12 protein-coding genes are annotated in these 18,867 nt (G+C 34.6%); 3 read left to right on the top strand and 9 right to left on the bottom strand.

The genetic code is table 11. The features are described from left to right. Window positions 1-49: 49 nt before the first annotated feature. From AABL85_RS04135 to AABL85_RS04125, 3 genes are all read right to left on the bottom strand, one after another. Window positions 50-826: an ABC transporter ATP-binding protein gene (locus AABL85_RS04135; protein ID WP_006259574.1), complete on the bottom strand. Its 777-nt coding sequence runs from the start codon at window positions 824-826 to the stop codon at window positions 50-52. Between the two features lie 3 nt (window positions 827-829). Further along, window positions 830-1,576: an MlaE family ABC transporter permease gene (locus AABL85_RS04130; RefSeq protein WP_006264692.1), complete on the bottom strand. Its 747-nt coding sequence runs from the start codon at window positions 1,574-1,576 to the stop codon at window positions 830-832. A gap of 68 nt (window positions 1,577-1,644) precedes the next feature. Next, window positions 1,645-2,499 (bottom strand): glycosyltransferase family A protein, encoded by an 855-nt coding sequence (locus AABL85_RS04125; protein ID WP_341309291.1) that lies wholly within the window; start codon window positions 2,497-2,499, stop codon window positions 1,645-1,647. Window positions 2,500-2,635: 136 nt separating this feature from the next. Here AABL85_RS04125 and AABL85_RS04120 point away from each other — a divergent pair, with 136 nt between their 5' ends. After that, window positions 2,636-4,102, top strand: coding sequence for a lipopolysaccharide biosynthesis protein (locus AABL85_RS04120; RefSeq protein WP_131540216.1), 1,467 nt, complete (start codon window positions 2,636-2,638; stop codon window positions 4,100-4,102). Window positions 4,103-4,179: 77 nt separating this feature from the next. On the opposite strand, the gene AABL85_RS04115 is transcribed toward AABL85_RS04120, so the two are convergent. The 5 genes from AABL85_RS04115 to AABL85_RS04095 all read right to left on the bottom strand — a co-directional run bounded on the left by AABL85_RS04115 (window position 4,180) and on the right by AABL85_RS04095 (window position 10,585). Then, window positions 4,180-5,091: a DMT family transporter gene (locus AABL85_RS04115; RefSeq protein WP_131540215.1), complete on the bottom strand. Its 912-nt coding sequence runs from the start codon at window positions 5,089-5,091 to the stop codon at window positions 4,180-4,182. Window positions 5,092-5,391: 300 nt separating this feature from the next. Continuing rightward, complete coding sequence (locus AABL85_RS04110; RefSeq protein WP_341309290.1) at window positions 5,392-6,591, bottom strand: MFS transporter; 1,200 nt, start codon at window positions 6,589-6,591, stop codon at window positions 5,392-5,394. Between the two features lie 95 nt (window positions 6,592-6,686). Further along, entirely contained in the window at window positions 6,687-7,598 is a 912-nt protein-coding gene (locus AABL85_RS04105; protein ID WP_131540213.1) for a helix-turn-helix domain-containing protein, read from the bottom strand. Between the two features lie 668 nt (window positions 7,599-8,266). Next, window positions 8,267-9,325, bottom strand: coding sequence for a 3-oxoacyl-ACP synthase III family protein (locus tag AABL85_RS04100; protein WP_131541071.1), 1,059 nt, complete (start codon window positions 9,323-9,325; stop codon window positions 8,267-8,269). Window positions 9,326-9,535: 210 nt separating this feature from the next. Then, complete coding sequence (locus AABL85_RS04095; RefSeq protein ID WP_341309289.1) at window positions 9,536-10,585, bottom strand: alpha/beta hydrolase; 1,050 nt, start codon at window positions 10,583-10,585, stop codon at window positions 9,536-9,538. Window positions 10,586-10,727: 142 nt separating this feature from the next. Here AABL85_RS04095 and AABL85_RS04090 point away from each other — a divergent pair, with 142 nt between their 5' ends. Both AABL85_RS04090 and AABL85_RS04085 read left to right on the top strand, forming a co-directional pair. Next, window positions 10,728-11,342 carry a hypothetical protein gene (locus tag AABL85_RS04090; protein WP_341309288.1) on the top strand — a complete coding sequence of 205 codons (615 nt, stop codon included), beginning with the start codon at window positions 10,728-10,730 and terminating at the stop codon, window positions 11,340-11,342. Window positions 11,343-12,186: 844 nt separating this feature from the next. After that, window positions 12,187-15,663 (top strand): AAA domain-containing protein, encoded by a 3,477-nt coding sequence (locus AABL85_RS04085; RefSeq protein ID WP_341309287.1) that lies wholly within the window; start codon window positions 12,187-12,189, stop codon window positions 15,661-15,663. A gap of 322 nt (window positions 15,664-15,985) precedes the next feature. On the opposite strand, the gene gcvP is transcribed toward AABL85_RS04085, so the two are convergent. Further along, entirely contained in the window at window positions 15,986-18,835 is a 2,850-nt protein-coding gene (gene gcvP / locus AABL85_RS04080; protein WP_341309286.1) for an aminomethyl-transferring glycine dehydrogenase, read from the bottom strand. Between the last annotated feature and the right edge of the window lie 32 nt (window positions 18,836-18,867).

The following is an 18,867-nucleotide window of genomic DNA, read 5'->3' as shown; positions in this document are numbered from 1 at the left end:
ACAAGAAAAGAAAAAGGAGTAATGTTATCAGCATTACTCCTTTTTTATATTATTTCTTTTCATTTCCGATTTGTCTCATAGCTTGACGTACCATTCTGAATAATTCTGATGAGTACACAAAGTCAACTACATCTTCATTGTCTGTCTGAATGATCTCTTTATGATTACCAGACCAAGCTAGTACCCCATTCTTTAAGAATACGATGTGCTCACCTATTTCTAATACAGAGTTCATATCGTGCGTATTGATTACTGTAGTGATACCGTACTCATGAGTAATCTCTTGGATAAGATTATCAATAACGATAGCTGTCTTAGGATCAAGCCCTGAGTTAGGCTCATCACAGAATAAGTATTTTGGGTTATTAACTATTGCTCTGGCAATAGCTACTCTCTTTTGCATACCTCCTGATATCTCAGAAGGCTTTTTTGTGTTAGCATTGATTAGATTCACACGATCTATAACTTCATTCACACGATGTGCTATTTCTGCATCAGATTTATTAGTAAACATTCGAAGCGGGAAAGCAATGTTTTCCTCTACAGTCATAGAGTCAAATAAGGCACTTCCTTGGAATACCATTCCTATTTCTGTTCTTAGCTCTCTTTTTTCAGTATTTGTAAGGTCTGTGTATATTCTACCATCAAAACTAATAGTTCCTTCATCTGGAGTGTGAATACCTAGAAGAGTTTTAAGCATTACTGTCTTACCAGATCCACTTTGTCCAATAATAAGATTAGTTTTACCTGTTTCGAAAGTAGTTGTAATTCCTTTCAGTACTTGAGTACCATTGAACGATTTTTGTATATTTTTTACTTCGATCATTTCTTAGTTGCTTAAAAGTAGAGAGGTTAATATATAATTTGTCAAGATAATGGCTACACTTGTCCATACGAATGAAGTAGTACTAGCTTTACCTACTTCTAGGGCTCCACCTTTCATATAATAACCAAAGTAAGAAGGTATAGTAGCTAGTAAGAATCCAAAGAGGAAAGTTTTAATAAACGCATAAGTAACATGGAATGGAGTAAACGAATCTTGTAATCCAATTATGAATTGTTCTGATGAAACAAAGTTCCCCATAACACCTCCAAACCATCCTCCGACAATTCCTAAGAACATACTAATACCTATGACAAATGGATATAATAATACGGCAATTAGCTTAGGGAAAACAAGGTAGTTTAATGAACTAACTCCCATAACCTCTAAAGCGTCAATTTGTTCTGTAACACGCATTGTACCGATACTAGATGTAATAAAAGAACCCATTTTTCCAGCCATAATGATAGAGATAAATGTTGGTGCAAACTCTAGTATTACAGATTGTCTAGTAGCAAATCCAATAAGGTATTTAGGTATAAGTGGGTTTGTTAAGTTTAAGGCAGTTTGGATAGCAACTACTCCTCCAACGAAGAAAGATAGGAAACTTACAATACCTAAAGAACCAATGATTAGATCATCTATTTCTTTGAATATTAGTACTTTCATCACTTTCCATTTAGTCATTTTGCTAAACATTTCTTTTAGCATTATAAAGTACTGTCCTATATGTGTTAATCCAGATTTTATCATAAAAATTAAAATATCGGCTAAATTACCAATTACAAATGAGTTTTAAGTTTATTAAAGCAAAAAAGTGATTAGAGTAATTTTGATTTTATCTTACTCCAACGGTACTTACGTATAAAAATGCCCTGCTCTTCAGTGACTAGATACGGTTGTTTTTCCCTTTTTGCTTTATAATAGCCACTGATGTAATCTATGAATAAGAAAGGTTTTTTCTTTTTCAATGCTAGTTTTAAAGAAGCGATAGATGTAATTATTATTCCGTAGTGAAGTCTATAGAAGGCTTCTCCTTGTTTATACCTAGCCGCTTTATTATACATTGCACCAGTAGGCTTGAGATGCTTCACTTTTAGAGTATCTATTGTAACGATCTTCCAATTGTAGAACTTACACAAGAGTTCATCTGCTGTGTCCCATCCCATCGAAGGCTTAAGGCCTCCAATCTGTTTAAAACAGTCTAGTTTATAAGCTTTAAATGCCCCTCTAATATGATCTTTGTCTGTTAGGCTTTCGATTACCCATTCCTTGTTTTTTTCTATATAGGCAAAGCCTCCTACCATACCTATAGCTTGGTCTTGTGCAAAAGTACTTGCGATAGTAGCGAAGTAATTATTAGGTAGAATAAGATCTGCATCTAGCTTAACGATAAAATCGTATTGATCTAGATTATCTACTTGTTCTAAACCATAATTAAAAGCTTTTACAACTTTACTACCAGGTAGATGTATAGCTTCAGATGCTTTGTTAATTAGTGTGATATAAGGAAGATGAGCATAGTTGTTCATAATGATATCAGCTGTGTCATCTGTGGAATTATCGTTTACAACTATTACATCAGTTGGTAACAACGTTTGAGAAATTATACTGTCTAGAGTATGACCGATAAAAGCCGACTCATTATAAGCAGGCATGATAACAAGGTATTTCATGTAATAGTATTTGTGCAAATAAGCTTTCTTTTATAAGTTGGTTTATTCACATAAGAATTACAAATTTAAAAAAAATAGTAGTTAAGGACTTATTAGCAAGTATATTTGTAAGTGATTAACAGATTTAGGTATCCTCATGCAAGATAAAATATCTACGAAACAGGCATTTCTTTTTACTCTTATCAATTATATAGGTGTATTGATAGGAGTAGTGTCTACTGTGTTAATCTATCCTCAAGATAAAGAACTGTTAGGTATTATTCGTTTTGTAGATGCCTGTGCACAGATTATATTTCCGATTATTGTTTTAGGAAGTACACATGCATTGATTAACTTTTACCCCAAACTAAGTGAACGTTTGCAAGGTAAACTCTTTAGTTATAGTATGCTCTCTATGATTAAACTCACTATAGGAGTAGGAATAGTATTGTTACTAGGATCCTATGTCTATGATGGAGCAGAGATGAGATATGTGGTTATGGGGTTTGTACTAGCTATTTCGATGGCTTATATAGAGCTATTTAGGCGACAAGCAACTAATCTACAACGCCTTTCTTTTCCTACCTTTTTTGAAAAGATAATCCCTAAAATAGCTTTGCCAACAGTGTTCTTAATAGTAGTGTATGGCAGCTTTTCAATAGATAACGCAGTGTGGTATTATATAGTGTCTTATTACGTTATTGCCATAGTAATAGGTACTTATATATATAGACATTTTAAGTTTAATTGGCATTGGAAATACGACGACTTATTTACTCATGTAGGAAAGAAAGAGTATTACGCATATAGTTTATTCGCCTTTGCAGGAAGTTTTGGTTCTTTCTTTGCGTTTAGAGTAGACTCTCTGATGATTCCTTATTTTATTTCTTATGAAGCGAATGGTACATATAATATAGGGGTGACATTAGCCTCTACACTTGCCATACCTGCTACGGGAGTTTTTGCACTATATGCGCCTATTATATCAGATCTAATCAAGAGAGCAGAACTCCGTACATTGAATATGAAATATAAAGAAGTAGCACGTAATCTTTTCTTTATTGGTATGCTTCTTTTTAGCTGTGTTGTAGTTGGTATAGAACCTCTATTTCAATTGTTACCTACTTATGACAAGTTAGCTCCTTCATTACCTATTATCTATTTACTAGGTATTAATGTAGTGATTAATATGTCTACAGGATTTAATACAGAGATTATTTCTTATTCTAAGTATTACCGTTTTAATCTAGTTTCTATCTTAAGTTTGATGGTTCTTAATGTTGTTTTGAACTATGTATTATTAGCCTATACAGACTTAGGAATATTCGGTGTGGGGCTAGCATCACTATTATCTCTAACATTGTTTAATATAGTTAAGACCTACTATATTTATCAAAAGATGAAGTTATGGCCATTTGATATAAACTTCTTTAAGCTAATGTTATTTATGCTAGCTTTTGTTGTTATAATATTTCTCATCCCTAATAACTCTCATCCTCTATTAGTCTTAGTTTTAAAAGTAGGATTAGTGATTATCTTAAACTTCATTGTTCTATTAAAGACGAATTGGGTTATAGGAGTAAAGTCAATGTTAGATAAGCTATTTCGCAAACTAGGTTTATAACCTTATAAAAACAACAACGCGATATACCTTACAGGGATATACCGCGTTGCTTATAAAAAAATGGATATTCTCGTTGTTTAATTTTCAGGAATAACTTTCTTCTTGATTTTAGTCAATAGGAATATAGTTGTTATAATACAAAGACTTCCTATATAATCCATCAATTCAAAGTTTACCCCAAAATATACCACAGCTATTAAAGTAGCAGACAGAGGTTCTGCACAAGCTAATAAACTAGCTCTTTGTGGTCCAATATTCTTTATCGCCATTAAGAAGATATAGAACGGTATCAATGTACCTAAGAAGATAATGAATAATACTGCCAAATAGGTATCTGTATCCCATATGCCTTCTAGCTTATGTGGAGGATGTATAATACTCATCGCTATACCTGCGATAAGCATGCTCCAACCTATAATAGCGATAGGACTATATCTATTCAATAAATGCACAGGCATCAGTGTATATACGGCTAATGCTATAGCTGACGCTATACCCCATACTAATGCTGTAGGGGTGATATTCAGTGTGTTAATATCTCCATGTGTTACCAATAAGAATGTACCTAACATCGCCATTCCTATAGCTAAGAACTCAATAGGCTTAGGCCATTTGCGTAGTCTTAATGCTAGATAGATAGCGATGAACACAGGGCCGGTGTACTGTATTACTGTTGCTGTTGCCGCATTAGAGTGAAGTATAGTCACAAAGTAAGTGTACTGTACTGTCAGCATTCCAAGTATACTGAAAAGAATCAATTGGACTGCATCCTTCTTGTCCTTCCAGATATTTACGACATCAGGATTCTTTCTGACAATACCAAATAATAACATTAATACTCCTGAGATAAGAAGACGAACGGTAACTAACCATTCAGCGTTAAATTCTTTTTCTCTAAAAAGGAACTGAGCAAAAGCTCCAGATACTCCCCATAACATCGCTGCAAAGATTGCGGATGTAAAGCCTAAAAACTTATTGTTTAATTGCATTTTTAAAAACGTACATCTAAGTACATTATTAGTTGAATATAGTGTGATAAAAAGGAATCTTTTTACCTAAAGACTAACGCAAAATTACTGATAAATATGACTGTAAAATAGTAAAAATTACTACAGTATACGAATTGTTTACTCTGTATAAAATAGCTAGCTTTAAGAGAAGTTTAATAAGTATTAATCATTAAATAATGCATATTTGATAAGTTATTTTTAGTTTTATAATTACAGCGATGTTCTGTTCTATCGTGTATTATATAGAAATATGTATAGGTTAGTTATTTTTCTTCTAGTTTATTGTTTTTCTCTATTGTATAGCTTGATTATATAAAGTATAGCTAGTAATAATGCTACAGCTGTAATGAGGTATCTTACTCCTAATGCAGTGGGAGTGGTAATAGCTCCTGTAGACGAGATTATTAACGTGACAAAAGAGGTAAGTACATACACCAATCCGCCCATTAGACCGCCTGCTGTACCTGCATTATTAGGGAACTGTAACATGGTTGTGGTAAAGAAATTATTAAATAGCGTTCCAGAACAGATATGTATAAGAAATAGAAAACCTATTAATAATGGTAGACTCTCTATCCAGATAGTAGTAATTAATAGAACTGCTATTAGCGATAGTTGAACTAATGAAGGTTTAAGAGCTTTAGGTTTTAAGTCTAAGTGCATTCTTTTCTTGCCTATTATACCACCGAGCATCCATGAGAATCCAAGTACTAATGTACAGTAACCAATAACTACAGACCCATAGCCAAATGTGTTTTCGATTAGAAAAGGTCCTGCTATATTAAAGATCATTACGATAGAGTAGCTAAGCCCTAATATTAGAGTACCGATCATAAATCTTTTTTCACTAAGCATCATTTTATATAAACTTAATGTATCTGATAAGTTAAACCTCTTCTTCTCAGGTATACTCTCTCCACTGATACACAGATCTAAGATTAACAATACTCCTGCATAGATAGCTAAGAAATAGAAGTTGGCATGCCAGTTAAATAGCTTTTCTAAGTATCCACCTAAGAATGGTGCTAATATAGGACCACATGACCATACGATCGTAAAGTAGCTTAAGTAATACTGTCTTTTCGTCTCATCATAAATGTCTATGAAGATAGCACGTGTAGCAACTACTAACGTAGAGATAGCCATTCCTTGTATAATTCTCATAATGCAGATGTAGAAGACACTATCCATCTGTGTGATACTGATATTGGTAATAATTAATATCAGTAAAGCGACTAAGCGCGGTTTGTACCTTCCTATATTATCTAAAAGACTACCTACGAATATTTGTGATATACCATAGCTTAATAGATAGCAGGTAAGGGTAAGCTGTATGTCTTGTTCTGATACAGCTAATCCTTTAGCCATAGAAGGGAATGACGGTAAATATATATCGGTCACAAAACCAGAAAGGGGTATAGAACAAAAGGCTAGTATTGTAGCTAGTCTTTTTCTTTGTTCACTTGCTTCTCTTAGCATAGATTATAATTGTTGTTTGAGAAGCAAAATTAAGTAGCCAATCATTATCTTGAATTAAATATCTCAAAGGTATAATTGCAAAAATCAAAGATTGATTATATAGGTTTTTTATATTTTAATGGTGTTACTCCAGCATTCTTTTTAAAGAAATTATTAAAATGAGATGGTTGATCGAAGCCTAGTGTATATCCAACTTCTGCTATATCCCAACTCGTATTCTTCAATAGGTTTTTAGCCTCCTCGAATAACCTTTCTTTTATCAACTGAGTGGTTGTCTTATTCGTTGCAGACTTAATAGAAGCATTTAGATGGTTGACATGTACGTTTAGGGCAGTAGCGTAGTCAGATGCTGTCTTTAGGTTTAGAGGGTAAGCAGGCGAGTCTAGTGGGAACTGTTTGTTTAGCAGTTCATCAAATAGTCTGTATAATCTAGTGCTACTAGGTGTTTCTTCTAGCTTTAGGTCTTCTACTTTTAACTGTAACGCTTGATGTAGTAATAAAGCAAGTAAGTTACGGATAATCTCAAACTTTAAAGGGTAATCACTCTGAGCCATGGCATACATCTGTTTAAAGTAGGTAGAAGCCAGCTCTAATTGATCTTCATCTAAAAATATAAAGGGCTTACTCCATTCCTTAAAAAGAGAAGTCTTTTTGAAGAACTCTATTGTACTATGTTCTACTAAAAACTCTTGGTTGAAAAGGCAGAAATACCCTTCTTGTTGATTGCTTAGACACTCCCATTCATATGGTATCGTAGGGCATGGAAGAAATAAAGCTGGCCTGTCTATTATCAATGTATGCTCACCATATTTAAATACACCTTCTCCTATAATTAAGCATACTTTGTAATAATCTCGTCTGTTATATGGCGTATTGAAATTACAGTATTTACGAATATTAATATTGAAATGTGATTTACCACATTGGTAGTCAGATGCATCGAAGGCATAATGGCTAATGGTGTTCTCTCTATAGTGATCACTGATTGTTTCTAGATTTTGACTCATAGTATTAAGAGAATAAGAAAATTAAGTCAAAGTTACTAAAATCAAATAAATATAGCTTGGCTGTTTAATTGTTTATAAGAGGATGAAAATGACTGTGTAATTCTCTTTTGTTTTAAGAGGTATTGGTTGAGTTAGAGTATTGTTATAAGAAAATAAGAATTATTTTTATTCTAATAAAGTATAAGAAGAATGAATAAAAATAGAAGTTAGCCTCTTTTATTATTGATTTTAGTTTAAATATTTTTAGTAAAAGGTCTATTTAATTAAAATGACTATATGTGAAGTTGTGTTTATGACCAATAATTTTTGAGAAATTGGCATTACTATTGATAATTATTTTATAGAATTTTTAGTGTGTTTTAGGGATATAGCTAGACACAATAGAGGAAGTTATATAATAGAAAGTATAGTCACGTGAATAGTTTAGACCGGATTTTAAAGTTTATAATAGCAGTAGCTACTTTGTTATTAATTGTTGATTTGTTTGATTTTTTTAGTAATAATGTAGTCAGTTATCTATGTTACAGTGCATTAGGTGTGTGTACTGCTATTCTCGTTTACATAAGTAAGACTTGTGAAAAAGAGAAGAAAGAGAATAAATAATAGAGATATCACTATAGCCTTTTTATAAAAAAAGAGAGCTTAGTGCTCTCTTTATATTTCATGTCTTATACTTGATAAGTAAAGGCATTTATGTTCATACCAGCCCCTACAGAAGCAAAGAGGATTATATCTCCTTTTTCTAACTGGTGTGGATCTAGTTGTTTGTTGATAATCATATCATATAAGGTAGGTAATGTCGCTACGCTACTATTCCCTAGTTTTTGGATATTCATAGGCATGATATGCTCTGGCATTTCCATCTCGTATAATTCGAAGAAACGTTTTACGATGGCTTCATCCATTTTTTCATTGGCCTGATGTATCATCACCTTTTTGATTTTGCTGATATCTATTCCACTTTTATCTACACAGCTCTTCATCGCTAATGGTACATTAGTTAGTGCAAATTCATAAATCTTTCGCCCAAACATCTTGATGTACTTAGTGTTCTCATCTAAGTCAGGATTGTATGATTTGCCATAGTGAATGAAGAAAGCCTCGTCTAGTGTATAACTAGCAGACTCTACAGATAGTATTCCTCCTTCTTCATTAGTTAGTTCTAATATAGTAGCTCCTGCACCATCAGCATAGATCATAGAGTCTCTATCGTGTAAGTCTATCACACGTGATAGTGTCTCTGCTCCGATGACTAGACATCTCTTAGCCATACCTACTTTCATAAATGCATAAGCTTGTATCACACCTTGTAACCAACCTGGACACCCAAAAAGAACATCAAATGCTACACATGATGGATTAGCGATTTTCAGATTATGTTTTACTCTAGAGGCTAAGCTAGGTACAATATCAGACTGTAAAGTACCGTGTTTTACATCTCCGAAGTTATGCGCAAAAATAATGTAGTCTAATGTCTCAGGATCTATACCTGCATTTTTGATAGCATGCTCAGAAGCGATAGTACCGATGTCACTAGTAGTTAATCGATTTTCTACATATCTCCTTTCTTCGATACCTGTTATCTGTTGTAGTTTATAAGCTGTACGTTGGTTAGTATCCTTTAATGGTTGACCGTGTTCGTCTCTGAAGTCAAATTGATCAAAGGTGGTATTATCTATTACTTTAGTTGGGATGTAGCATCCTGAACTTATTATTTTAATATTCATCATATCGTTTTTGGGTTAATTGTAAGGTAAACTTAGAACTTTATATTTATTAATGATAAGTTTTTCTTGATTTTTTTGAAGTATTCTAATGTAGCATTTTGATTTCGTATTATTTCTTGAGTAGGTATATAATAATAATGCCAATATGTAATATTTATTGTGTGATATTACATATTGGCATTAAGAGAAGCGGTATGTGATCTTACCGTATTATTTTTTATAAAGTGTATTCTTGTACTTAGTGAGCTGATCTACTGTTTTAGTATCCTCAGTAGAGGAGAAGTATTTAATGACTGTGTCTAAGAATTTCTCAGTCGGTTTAAAATCATAATGCATCTGCTTATTCAGAGCTTCGAAAGTTTCCTGTAGTAGAGTAGGGTTGTTTTTTAGTTCTTTAAAGTTGATTCGATATCCGTCAAATATGTATCTCAGACCATCTAGGTTTCCTTTTAGTGGTATACTACCGTGGTCTTCTCCTTCATAGGCTACATATTTATAGCTCAGTGTAGCAGGAGTGTATTTACTTAATAATGTATCAAATTCTTTAATTGCGCTATAGTGATCAGTTAGATGCCCTTTGTTTTCGCTTTCACCTACTTGCGTTAAGAATAGTCGTCTGTGTTTAAAGTCTTGGTTTATCCCATCCGTATATTCTCTCAGTATAACCTTATTGTCCCACCATATACTAGGATCGTGTACGATATAAGCGTTAAACATATCAGTATAATTCAGTAGATTATTTAAAGCTGTAATCCCTCCAAACGAGTGACCGATTAGTATTTTATAATCAAGGGTTCTATAGTTCGTGTCTATATAACTAAATACTTCTTCTTTTAAGAAACGGAAGAAGGCATCGTTGCCCCCGTTTTCTCCTTTTATTTTTTTAGATTGTTCAGTAGACATGCTCTCACTAGTTACTTTAGTAGGAGTCAGGTCTCTTGTTCTATTGGTATTGACCACTCCTACTATGATCATCTCTGGGATAGAAGGGTATGGATATCTACTTAGCTTATCTAGATAGGCTGTTAGATAATTAAAGTTGCTTTCACCATCTAGTAAGTATATGACAGGATACTTCTGATCGGGATATTGTGTATCGTTATAAGCAGGAGGGAGGTAGACCTGTATCTTTCTATCTTCGTTTAGCACTTTAGATTGGATTGTATATGTTTTTCCTATTTCTATCGCTTCTTGAGCAGTGATGGTATGTGCAAATAATAGTGATAGAGATAGTAATAATGTGTAGAATAATTTCTTCATGATATGAGTAATGATTGTTTTGTGTTTGGATACAAATATAAGTTCTTATTTATAATTGTTCTAATTTGTGAAATTATAATTCCTTTTAGAGAACAAATAATCTGTAGTTATTATCTTGTGTGGATTAAAGAGACGGTTGAAAATGAATAGATTAATTATTGTTTTTGTTGCACTTATTAGTGCATTTTGCGCTTTTGGCCAAAGCGCAAAAAAACCAATAGAGGTAAAGGTATTAGACTCCACTGTGAAGGATAATAGCCTAGCTACTATTGTAGTAATGAATAACTCTAATGATACGTATTGGTTCCCTTGGGATACTTCAGAGTTAGCTTATGGAGCTAGTGTAGGTAGTACATACGAGAATCAAGTATATGTATTAAAACAAAGAGTGTATAATAAGGCAAGTCATATCGATGAGCCTATGCTGATGAGTGGGGATTATGATTCGGATAGTCTATTAGCCAAGTGGCAAGAAAAGCTGAAAAATAAGAAGGTAACAGACTATGTGATCATAAAGCCGAAAAGCTTCGTACAGCTAAGGTTGCCTTTTAAGTCAGAACTATCTGTAGCTCCGACATGGTATGCATGTAAGGATAATGTAAGTGATGGCGGATATAAGTACTATGTATCCTATGTATATAATACTAAGGCAATGGAACAAGTACTAAGCCCTAAGCTACTAGAAGATGTGAAGAAATTAGGATATAAAATTTATAAGGCTCCACTAGAGTCTAACAAGGTTCCTATCGCGAAATAATAAAAAGAGAAGTATATCCCATATACTTCTCTTTTCGTCTAAAAAACAGCTGTATAAAAACTTTATACGAATTATTGGCATTGGTAAAAGTACTTATATCTAAATGGATATTATATGATAGTTATCAGTTTGTCTAAAAACTATATTATTGTAGAGAAGTTTACTTTTACTTCATACACATAGTGATTATTAGGGAGTAGCCTAGGTAAGGAGATTGTTTATAGATGAGATGTGTTATTCTTAGCTAAAGTGTATGAGGAGGCAGAGATTCCTCTGTGCATCCAGATAACTTTTAGTCTTATAGCAGTTATGTTGCTATTGATTCTATATAAGAAGAGAGATATTTTCATCTTCAGTCCGTTGTTTTGTTTAAAATAACGGAGTCGGTACAGACTCATAACGGACTCATAACGGACTCAGATCAAGGAAGACTGAATGAAATGTGATAGGATACTGAAGTGGACTTAGTAGAAAATAGAGGGGTACAGAAGATTGTACTTTTTGACTATATAAACAGATGTTTTACTTAGTAATAAAGGATTTCAGTAAAGAAATCTATTTATAGGATAAAGATACATTATCTTATGTTGTAATAAGAGGTGATGCAGCTAAATATTTGATTTATTGATGTATTAGTTGTTTTTGCTTTGAATAGTGAATGGTTTTATTGGATATTGTAATTTAAATTTGCTTGAGAGGTTACAATTATAGTTCACAAGTTATTTAAAGTTTTTAAAGAAGAATTGTCTTAGTTAATAGGACAATTCTTTTTTTATGTAGAGGTGGGATATTTTACTAACTGTAAAATCTAGATTATCTTTGACATTTAAATTGGATACTGCACATGCTTGATAATAAATATACTTCCTTATACTTTACCTCATTAGTAGATATTATCAATAATACTGACTTGACTACTCGTGCTAAGTATCGCTTGCTTAGAAATCTACTGGAGAAAATATGTAAGTATGTAGTGAAGGATGAGGTGATCAGTCTTTCTAATCTATTCTCTCGTTTATCCTTTATATGTAATAAGTATAATGCGAGCCGTGTCATTCACAGTTTTAGGATGATTAGTAATGACTTGACTAAGTATGATTCGGCAGAGTTAGAGTTATATCTAGCGACCTACTGGATGGATGTAAATGATTTTATCTCCTATGTATTTCAGGTGCCTGTACCTGATGTGAACAGGTCATACTACCCATTTCCTATTCAGAGATTAGCCTTGAAGCATAATGAGTTTGAGCAGATCATTGATAAGTTGAGGGTTAATGTCTTGAGTATAAAGGATAATTTACTTTTATGTGATGTAGAGAGTGCTGAAGATGGACTGCCTATACGAGTACAGATTAATGAAGAAGGAGTGAATGCTACGTTTAGCTCAATAGAGAAAATATGGAAGGGAGCTACTCTACATTTGATTAATGTAGGGGTAGATGATCAGCAGATATATCATCCGAAGATATTTATTCTAGAGCCAGATTATCTAATAGATGTGTCTGCTATAGCAGAGTGTTTTCAAGACTATGGGACTTCTTCATTGAGCTTTATAAAATCGAAGTTCGATGAGATACCTAATAATAAGTATCTACTCATCGGTAACTTTGCTAATGCTGTCATGGATGAATTAGTAGGAGCAGAGGATGCACATACAGTAGACTTTGATACAGTCTTTGTTCATCACTTTGAGAATTATCCTTTTGAGCATACGGCTTGTTCAGATATCTTAGATGTAGAACAGTTTAAGCAATATCGATATGACTGTGAAACTCATTTTAATACGATCAAGAGAGTATACCTAGAAGAGTTCGTACACTATGGTATTACGAATGAGGGAGACATTAATTTAGAGCCAAGTTTTCTATGTAATATTTATGGGGTACAAGGGCGTTTAGACCTTCTTCACAGTATAAAGAAAGATAATCTAAAGACAACTATCGTAGAGCTGAAGTCTGGTGGGACGGTCTATCCTGATGATGGGGTAGGGGTGAAACCTAATCACACTGTACAGCTATATTTATATCACCTCATGCTATCTGTGGTATATGATATACCCTATCGAGAGATAGGAAACGAGAAGTATCTGAGTGGCTTTATTTTTTATAGCAAACCAAGAACTAATAATCTTCGTAAAGATCAGATCAACCTTCGTCGAGTGCAGGCGATATGTGAATTGAGAAATAGAATAGTACTGAATGAACATATCTTAAAGTCAGATGATCAAGATAAAGTGGCGCTGTTACTCCACTATGTAAAAGGGGAGAATATAGTGCGTAACCCTAATCTGAATACCAAGTTTAAGGACATGCTCCATAAGCAGATAGATGTGTTTACGTCTGTGCTAGAGAAGTGTTCAGAGTTAGAGCGTACTTATTTCTATTCTTTTGTCAGCTTTATCGCAAGAGAACAATACATTAGTAAGTTAGGAGCCAGTGATTATGAAGGGAGTCACGGGTTGGCAAGCTTATGGATAGACAGTGCTGAGGTCAAAAAAGATAAGTATAGTATCTTATATGATCTAGAGATTAAAGAGAATAAAATCTTCGAAGAAGAGAAGCAGATTACCTTTAGGCGTACATTAGTAGATGACTTTGTCAACTTTAGAAAGGGAGATGTCTGTGTGTTATATCCTCGAGATCATGATACTGATACAGCTGTGAAGCATCAGATATTTAAATGTACGATACAGAGCATTACCAAAGAAGCGGTGACAGTAGTGTTTCGACATAAGCAGAGAGGGATTAACTATTTTAGTCAATATCGCTTATGGGCGCTAGAACGCGACTCTATGGATTCTTCTTTTACAAGTATGTATAAGAGTTTATTTGCGTTTATGAATGCACCTAAGAATAAGAGAGAAGTAATCCTCAATGTGCTACCTCCGAGACAAGGGATAAATTATGGATACTATAAGCCTACTCTTTCTGTAGAACAGAATAGGATATTAAACAATGCGTTGTCAGCAGAAGATTACTTTGTACTAAATGGACCTCCTGGTACTGGTAAGACTTCTCATATTATTAAGGAGCTCGTAGAAGAATTATATACCAATACCAATCAGAATATACTACTTCTAGCCTATACTAATAAGGCTGTGGATGAGCTATGTGGTGCGGTGACGGATGCGCTGGAGCATGTATCTGCCATAGATAAGTTTGTGCGTATAGGTAGCCCGTTATCTAGTAGTCAGAAATATGCTGATCATCTAGTCAGCACGATTATTAAGCGAGAGAGTGAGGCGTTAGAGAAATCGGGTAGGCGATTTACTAGAAATGTTCTGTCTAATATTATACGTAATAATAGAGTGTTTCTGTCTACAGTAGCTACTATGTCTAGTAAGAATGATGTGTTCAAGCTAAAGAAATTTGATACAGTTATCATAGATGAGGCTTCTCAGATATTAGAACCTCAGATTATAGGGTTATTGCCTAAGTGTAAAAGGTTTATTATGATCGGTGATCACAAACAGCTTCCGGCGATAGTGGTACAGAGTGATACATTGTCTAAGACTAATAATCCTCTGCTAGAACAGATCGGGTTAGCAGATAGGCGCAATTCATTATTCGAACGATTATATAACTTCTGTGAGCTGAATAAATTAGATTATGCACATGACACTCTTACTTATCAAGGGCGTATGCATAGAGACATCGCTGCGTTTCCTAATGTAGCGTTCTATGAAGGCAAACTAAAAGAAGCTTATACGTTAGAGAACTTAACTACAGTAGCTAAAAGTAATCTAGAGAGACAAGTAACCCCGTTAGACTTAAAGCCTGTAGCTAGTGATCCACTAAGTGCAATATTGGCACAGAGGAGAGTGATCTTTGTCAATGTGGAAGAACACCATGCAGGACAACAGAAGAAAACGAGTGAGAAAGAAGCTGATTTTGTTGTCTGTCTATTACAGAAGATTGAGCAACTTAATCTACTAAACGGTGATAGTACAGACTTGACAAAACGCGTGGGAATTATAGCTCCGTTTAAGAATCAGATAGCACTGATTAAAAATAAGCTAGAAGGAAGTGATATACTAAATGCAGAGGATATAGTAGTAGATACAGTAGAGCGCTTTCAGGGAGGGCAGAGAGATATTATTATTTATTCGTTTACGATTAATGAAGTACTTCAGTTAGATGGGGTAGTGAGTCTTAATGATGATCAGTCAGTAGACCGTAAGTTAAATGTGGCTCTGACTCGTGCAAAAGAGCAAATGATTATTTTAGGCAATGCTGAGGTGCTTAGTTATAATAGTATATATAAAGAGCTGATCACTCATATTAAAGAGCAAGGTGGTTACTTCGAATACGATAGTTTATAGTTAACAACATTGTTAGTAACTATGTTGATAACCCTGTTGATAAGAGTTGTTTAGTTATTGAAAATGTTGATAACTATAGAAAATGATTATTCCTTATAATTGCTATTTGTTTTATAACTTATTGTATTAGTGTAGTTTGATTGTTTTTTTAAGTTGAGGTTATGACTGTATATAATGTGGATAAGATGAATTATAGTTATTAACATTATTGTTGATAACTATAGAAGTACGACATAGTAACTTGGGTGAAAAAGGACATAGTAGAGCATAAAAAAACGCCATCGTAATGATGGCGTTTTCTGTATAGATAAATCAGTTAAGATTAGTTCTCCATATAAACTTCGATAGGAGCACAAGAACAAATTAAGTTTCTGTCACCGTAAGCATCGTCAATACGACGTACAGTAGGCCATAATTTGTTTTCAGCTACATAAGGAAGTGGGTAAGCAGCTTTCTGTCTTGAGTATGGAAGATCCCAGTTATCAGCAGTTAATAATGCTAATGTGTGAGGAGCATTCTTAAGCTCGTTCACAGGATTTTCGATAGTTGCATTCTCAATTTCTTGACGGATAGAAGCCATAGCATCACAGAATCTGTCAAGCTCTTCTTTGCTCTCACTTTCTGTTGGTTCGATCATTAATGTACCAGCTACTGGGAAAGAAACTGTAGGAGCGTGGAAACCGTAGTCGATAAGACGTTTAGCGATATCTGTTACCTCGATACCTTTTTCTTTAAACTCACGTACGTCTACGATCATCTCGTGTGCAGCACGTCCTTTCTCACCTGTATAAAGGATAGCGTAGTGCTCCTCTAAACGAGATTTCATGTAGTTAGCATTTAAGATCGCTTGTTGTGTTACTTTCTTCAGTCCTTCAGTTCCTAACATAGCGATGTAACCGTAAGAGATTAAACACACTAATGCAGATCCGTAAGGAGCAGCAGAGATAGCAGTGATTCCTTTCTCTCCACCTACCTTAACGATAGGGTTAGTAGGTAAGAATGGTACTAAGTGCTCAGCCACACAGATAGGTCCTACACCAGGCCCACCACCTCCGTGAGGAATAGCGAAAGTCTTGTGTAAGTTTAAGTGACATACATCAGCCCCGATATTAGCAGGGTTAGTGATAGCTACCTGTGCATTCATATTAGCACCATCCATATATACTTGTCCTCCGTTATCGTGGATGATTTGAGTAATCTCCATGATAGCAGACTCATATACACCATGTGTAGATGGGTAAGTCACCATAAGACAAGATAAGTTATCTTTATATTGTTCAGCTTTAGCTTTTAAGTCAGCCACGTCGATATTCCCTTCAGGAGTAGTTTTAGTTACGACTACTTTCATACCAGCCATAGCAGCAGAAGCAGGGTTAGTACCGTGTGCAGAAGCAGGGATAAGAGCGATATCGCGTTGGAAGTCACCTCTTGAGTGGTGGTATGCACGGATAGCCATAAGACCAGCGTACTCTCCTTGAGCTCCAGAGTTTGGTTGTAATGTAGTACCAGCAAAACCAGTAATCACATTTAACTTCTCTTCTAATCCGTGTAGCATCTCTAAGTATCCTTGTGCTTGATCAGCAGGTACGAATGGGTGAACGTTGTTCCACTGTGCATTACTCAATGGTAACATCTCAGCAGCAGCATTCAATTTCATTGTACAAGACCCCAAAGAGATCATAGAGTGGTTAAGAGCTAAGTCTTTACGCTCTAATTTTTTGATATAACGCATTAACTCAGTTTCAGAGTGGTAGCTGTTAAATGCAGCGTGCTCTAAGAACTTAGAAGTACGTTTTAGTTTATCTTGGTATTTAATTTCAGTGCTTAATGCAGTTACCTCAGTAGCTGTCTTACCAGTAGCTTGAGCGAATACATTAACAATAGCATTGATATCAGCTAATTCTACAGTCTCGTTTAATGAAATAGAGATAGTGTTAGCATCGATATAGTTAAAGTTAATAGAATTAGCTTCAGCGATAGGTTTCACTTTAGCAGCATCCGCTTTCACTAAGATTGTATCGAAGAAGTTAGCGTTAAGTTGTTCAATACCTAATTTACCTAATTCAGTAGCTACAGTTACTGCTTTTGCATGGATTAAAGAAGCGATGTTAGTCAATCCTTTTGGTCCGTGGTAAACAGCGTAGAAACTAGCCATAACAGCTAATAATACTTGAGCAGTACAGATATTAGAAGTAGCCTTCTCACGTTTGATGTGTTGCTCACGAGTTTGTAGAGCCATACGTAGAGCGAAGTTACCATCAGCATCTTTAGATACTCCGATGATACGACCTGGCATACTACGCTTATATTCTTCTTTAGTAGCGAAGAAGGCAGCGTGAGGACCTCCGAATCCTAATGGAATACCAAAACGTTGAGTAGTACCTACTACTACGTCAGCACCCATTTCTCCTGGAGGCGTTAATAATACTAAAGACATGATATCAGCAGCTACAGCTACTTTAATGTCTTTTGCTTTTGCTTGGTTGATAAAGTCAGCATAGTCAGCTACGATACCGTGTTTACCAGGGTATTGTAAGATAGCACCGAAGAATTCTTCTGAGAAGTCAAATTCTTCGTGGTTACCTACTACTAACTCTACACCAAATGGAGTAGCACGAGTCTGTAATACTGATAAAGTCTGTGGTAAGATTTCTTCAGAAACGAAGAACTTCACTACGTTATTTTTCTTTTGATCTCTTGTTCTTACGTCGAATAATAAGATCATAGCTTCAGCAGCTGCAGTTGATTCATCTAATAGAGAAGCATTTGCAATCTCCATACCAGAAAGCTCGATAACAGTAGTTTGGAAGTTTAATAAAGCTTCTAAACGACCTTGAGCTACTTCAGCTTGGTAAGGAGTATAAGCTGTATACCATCCTGGGTTTTCAAATACGTTACGGATAATAGCAGCAGGAACTACTGCCTCATTATATCCTAAACCAATGAAAGAACGGAATATTTTATTTTTGTTTCCTAATGCTTGAATGTGAGATAAGTACTCATACTCAGTCATTGCAGGAGCAAGGTTTAAGTCTTCTTTAAGACGGATTGCGTCTGGAAAAGTTTCGTTGATTAATTGTTCAATGCTATCAGCTTTCACTGTTTTAAGCATCTCTGCCATATCCTCAGGACGAGGACCAATGTGTCTTAATGCAAATGCGTTTGTTTTCATTTGGACAATAAATAAAAGTTGTGTTTAATCAC

It is taken from the genome of Myroides odoratimimus, assembly GCF_038039805.1.
Lineage (GTDB): Bacteria > Bacteroidota > Bacteroidia > Flavobacteriales > Flavobacteriaceae > Flavobacterium > Flavobacterium odoratimimum_B.
This window is presented reverse-complemented; position numbering and strand designations above follow the sequence as displayed.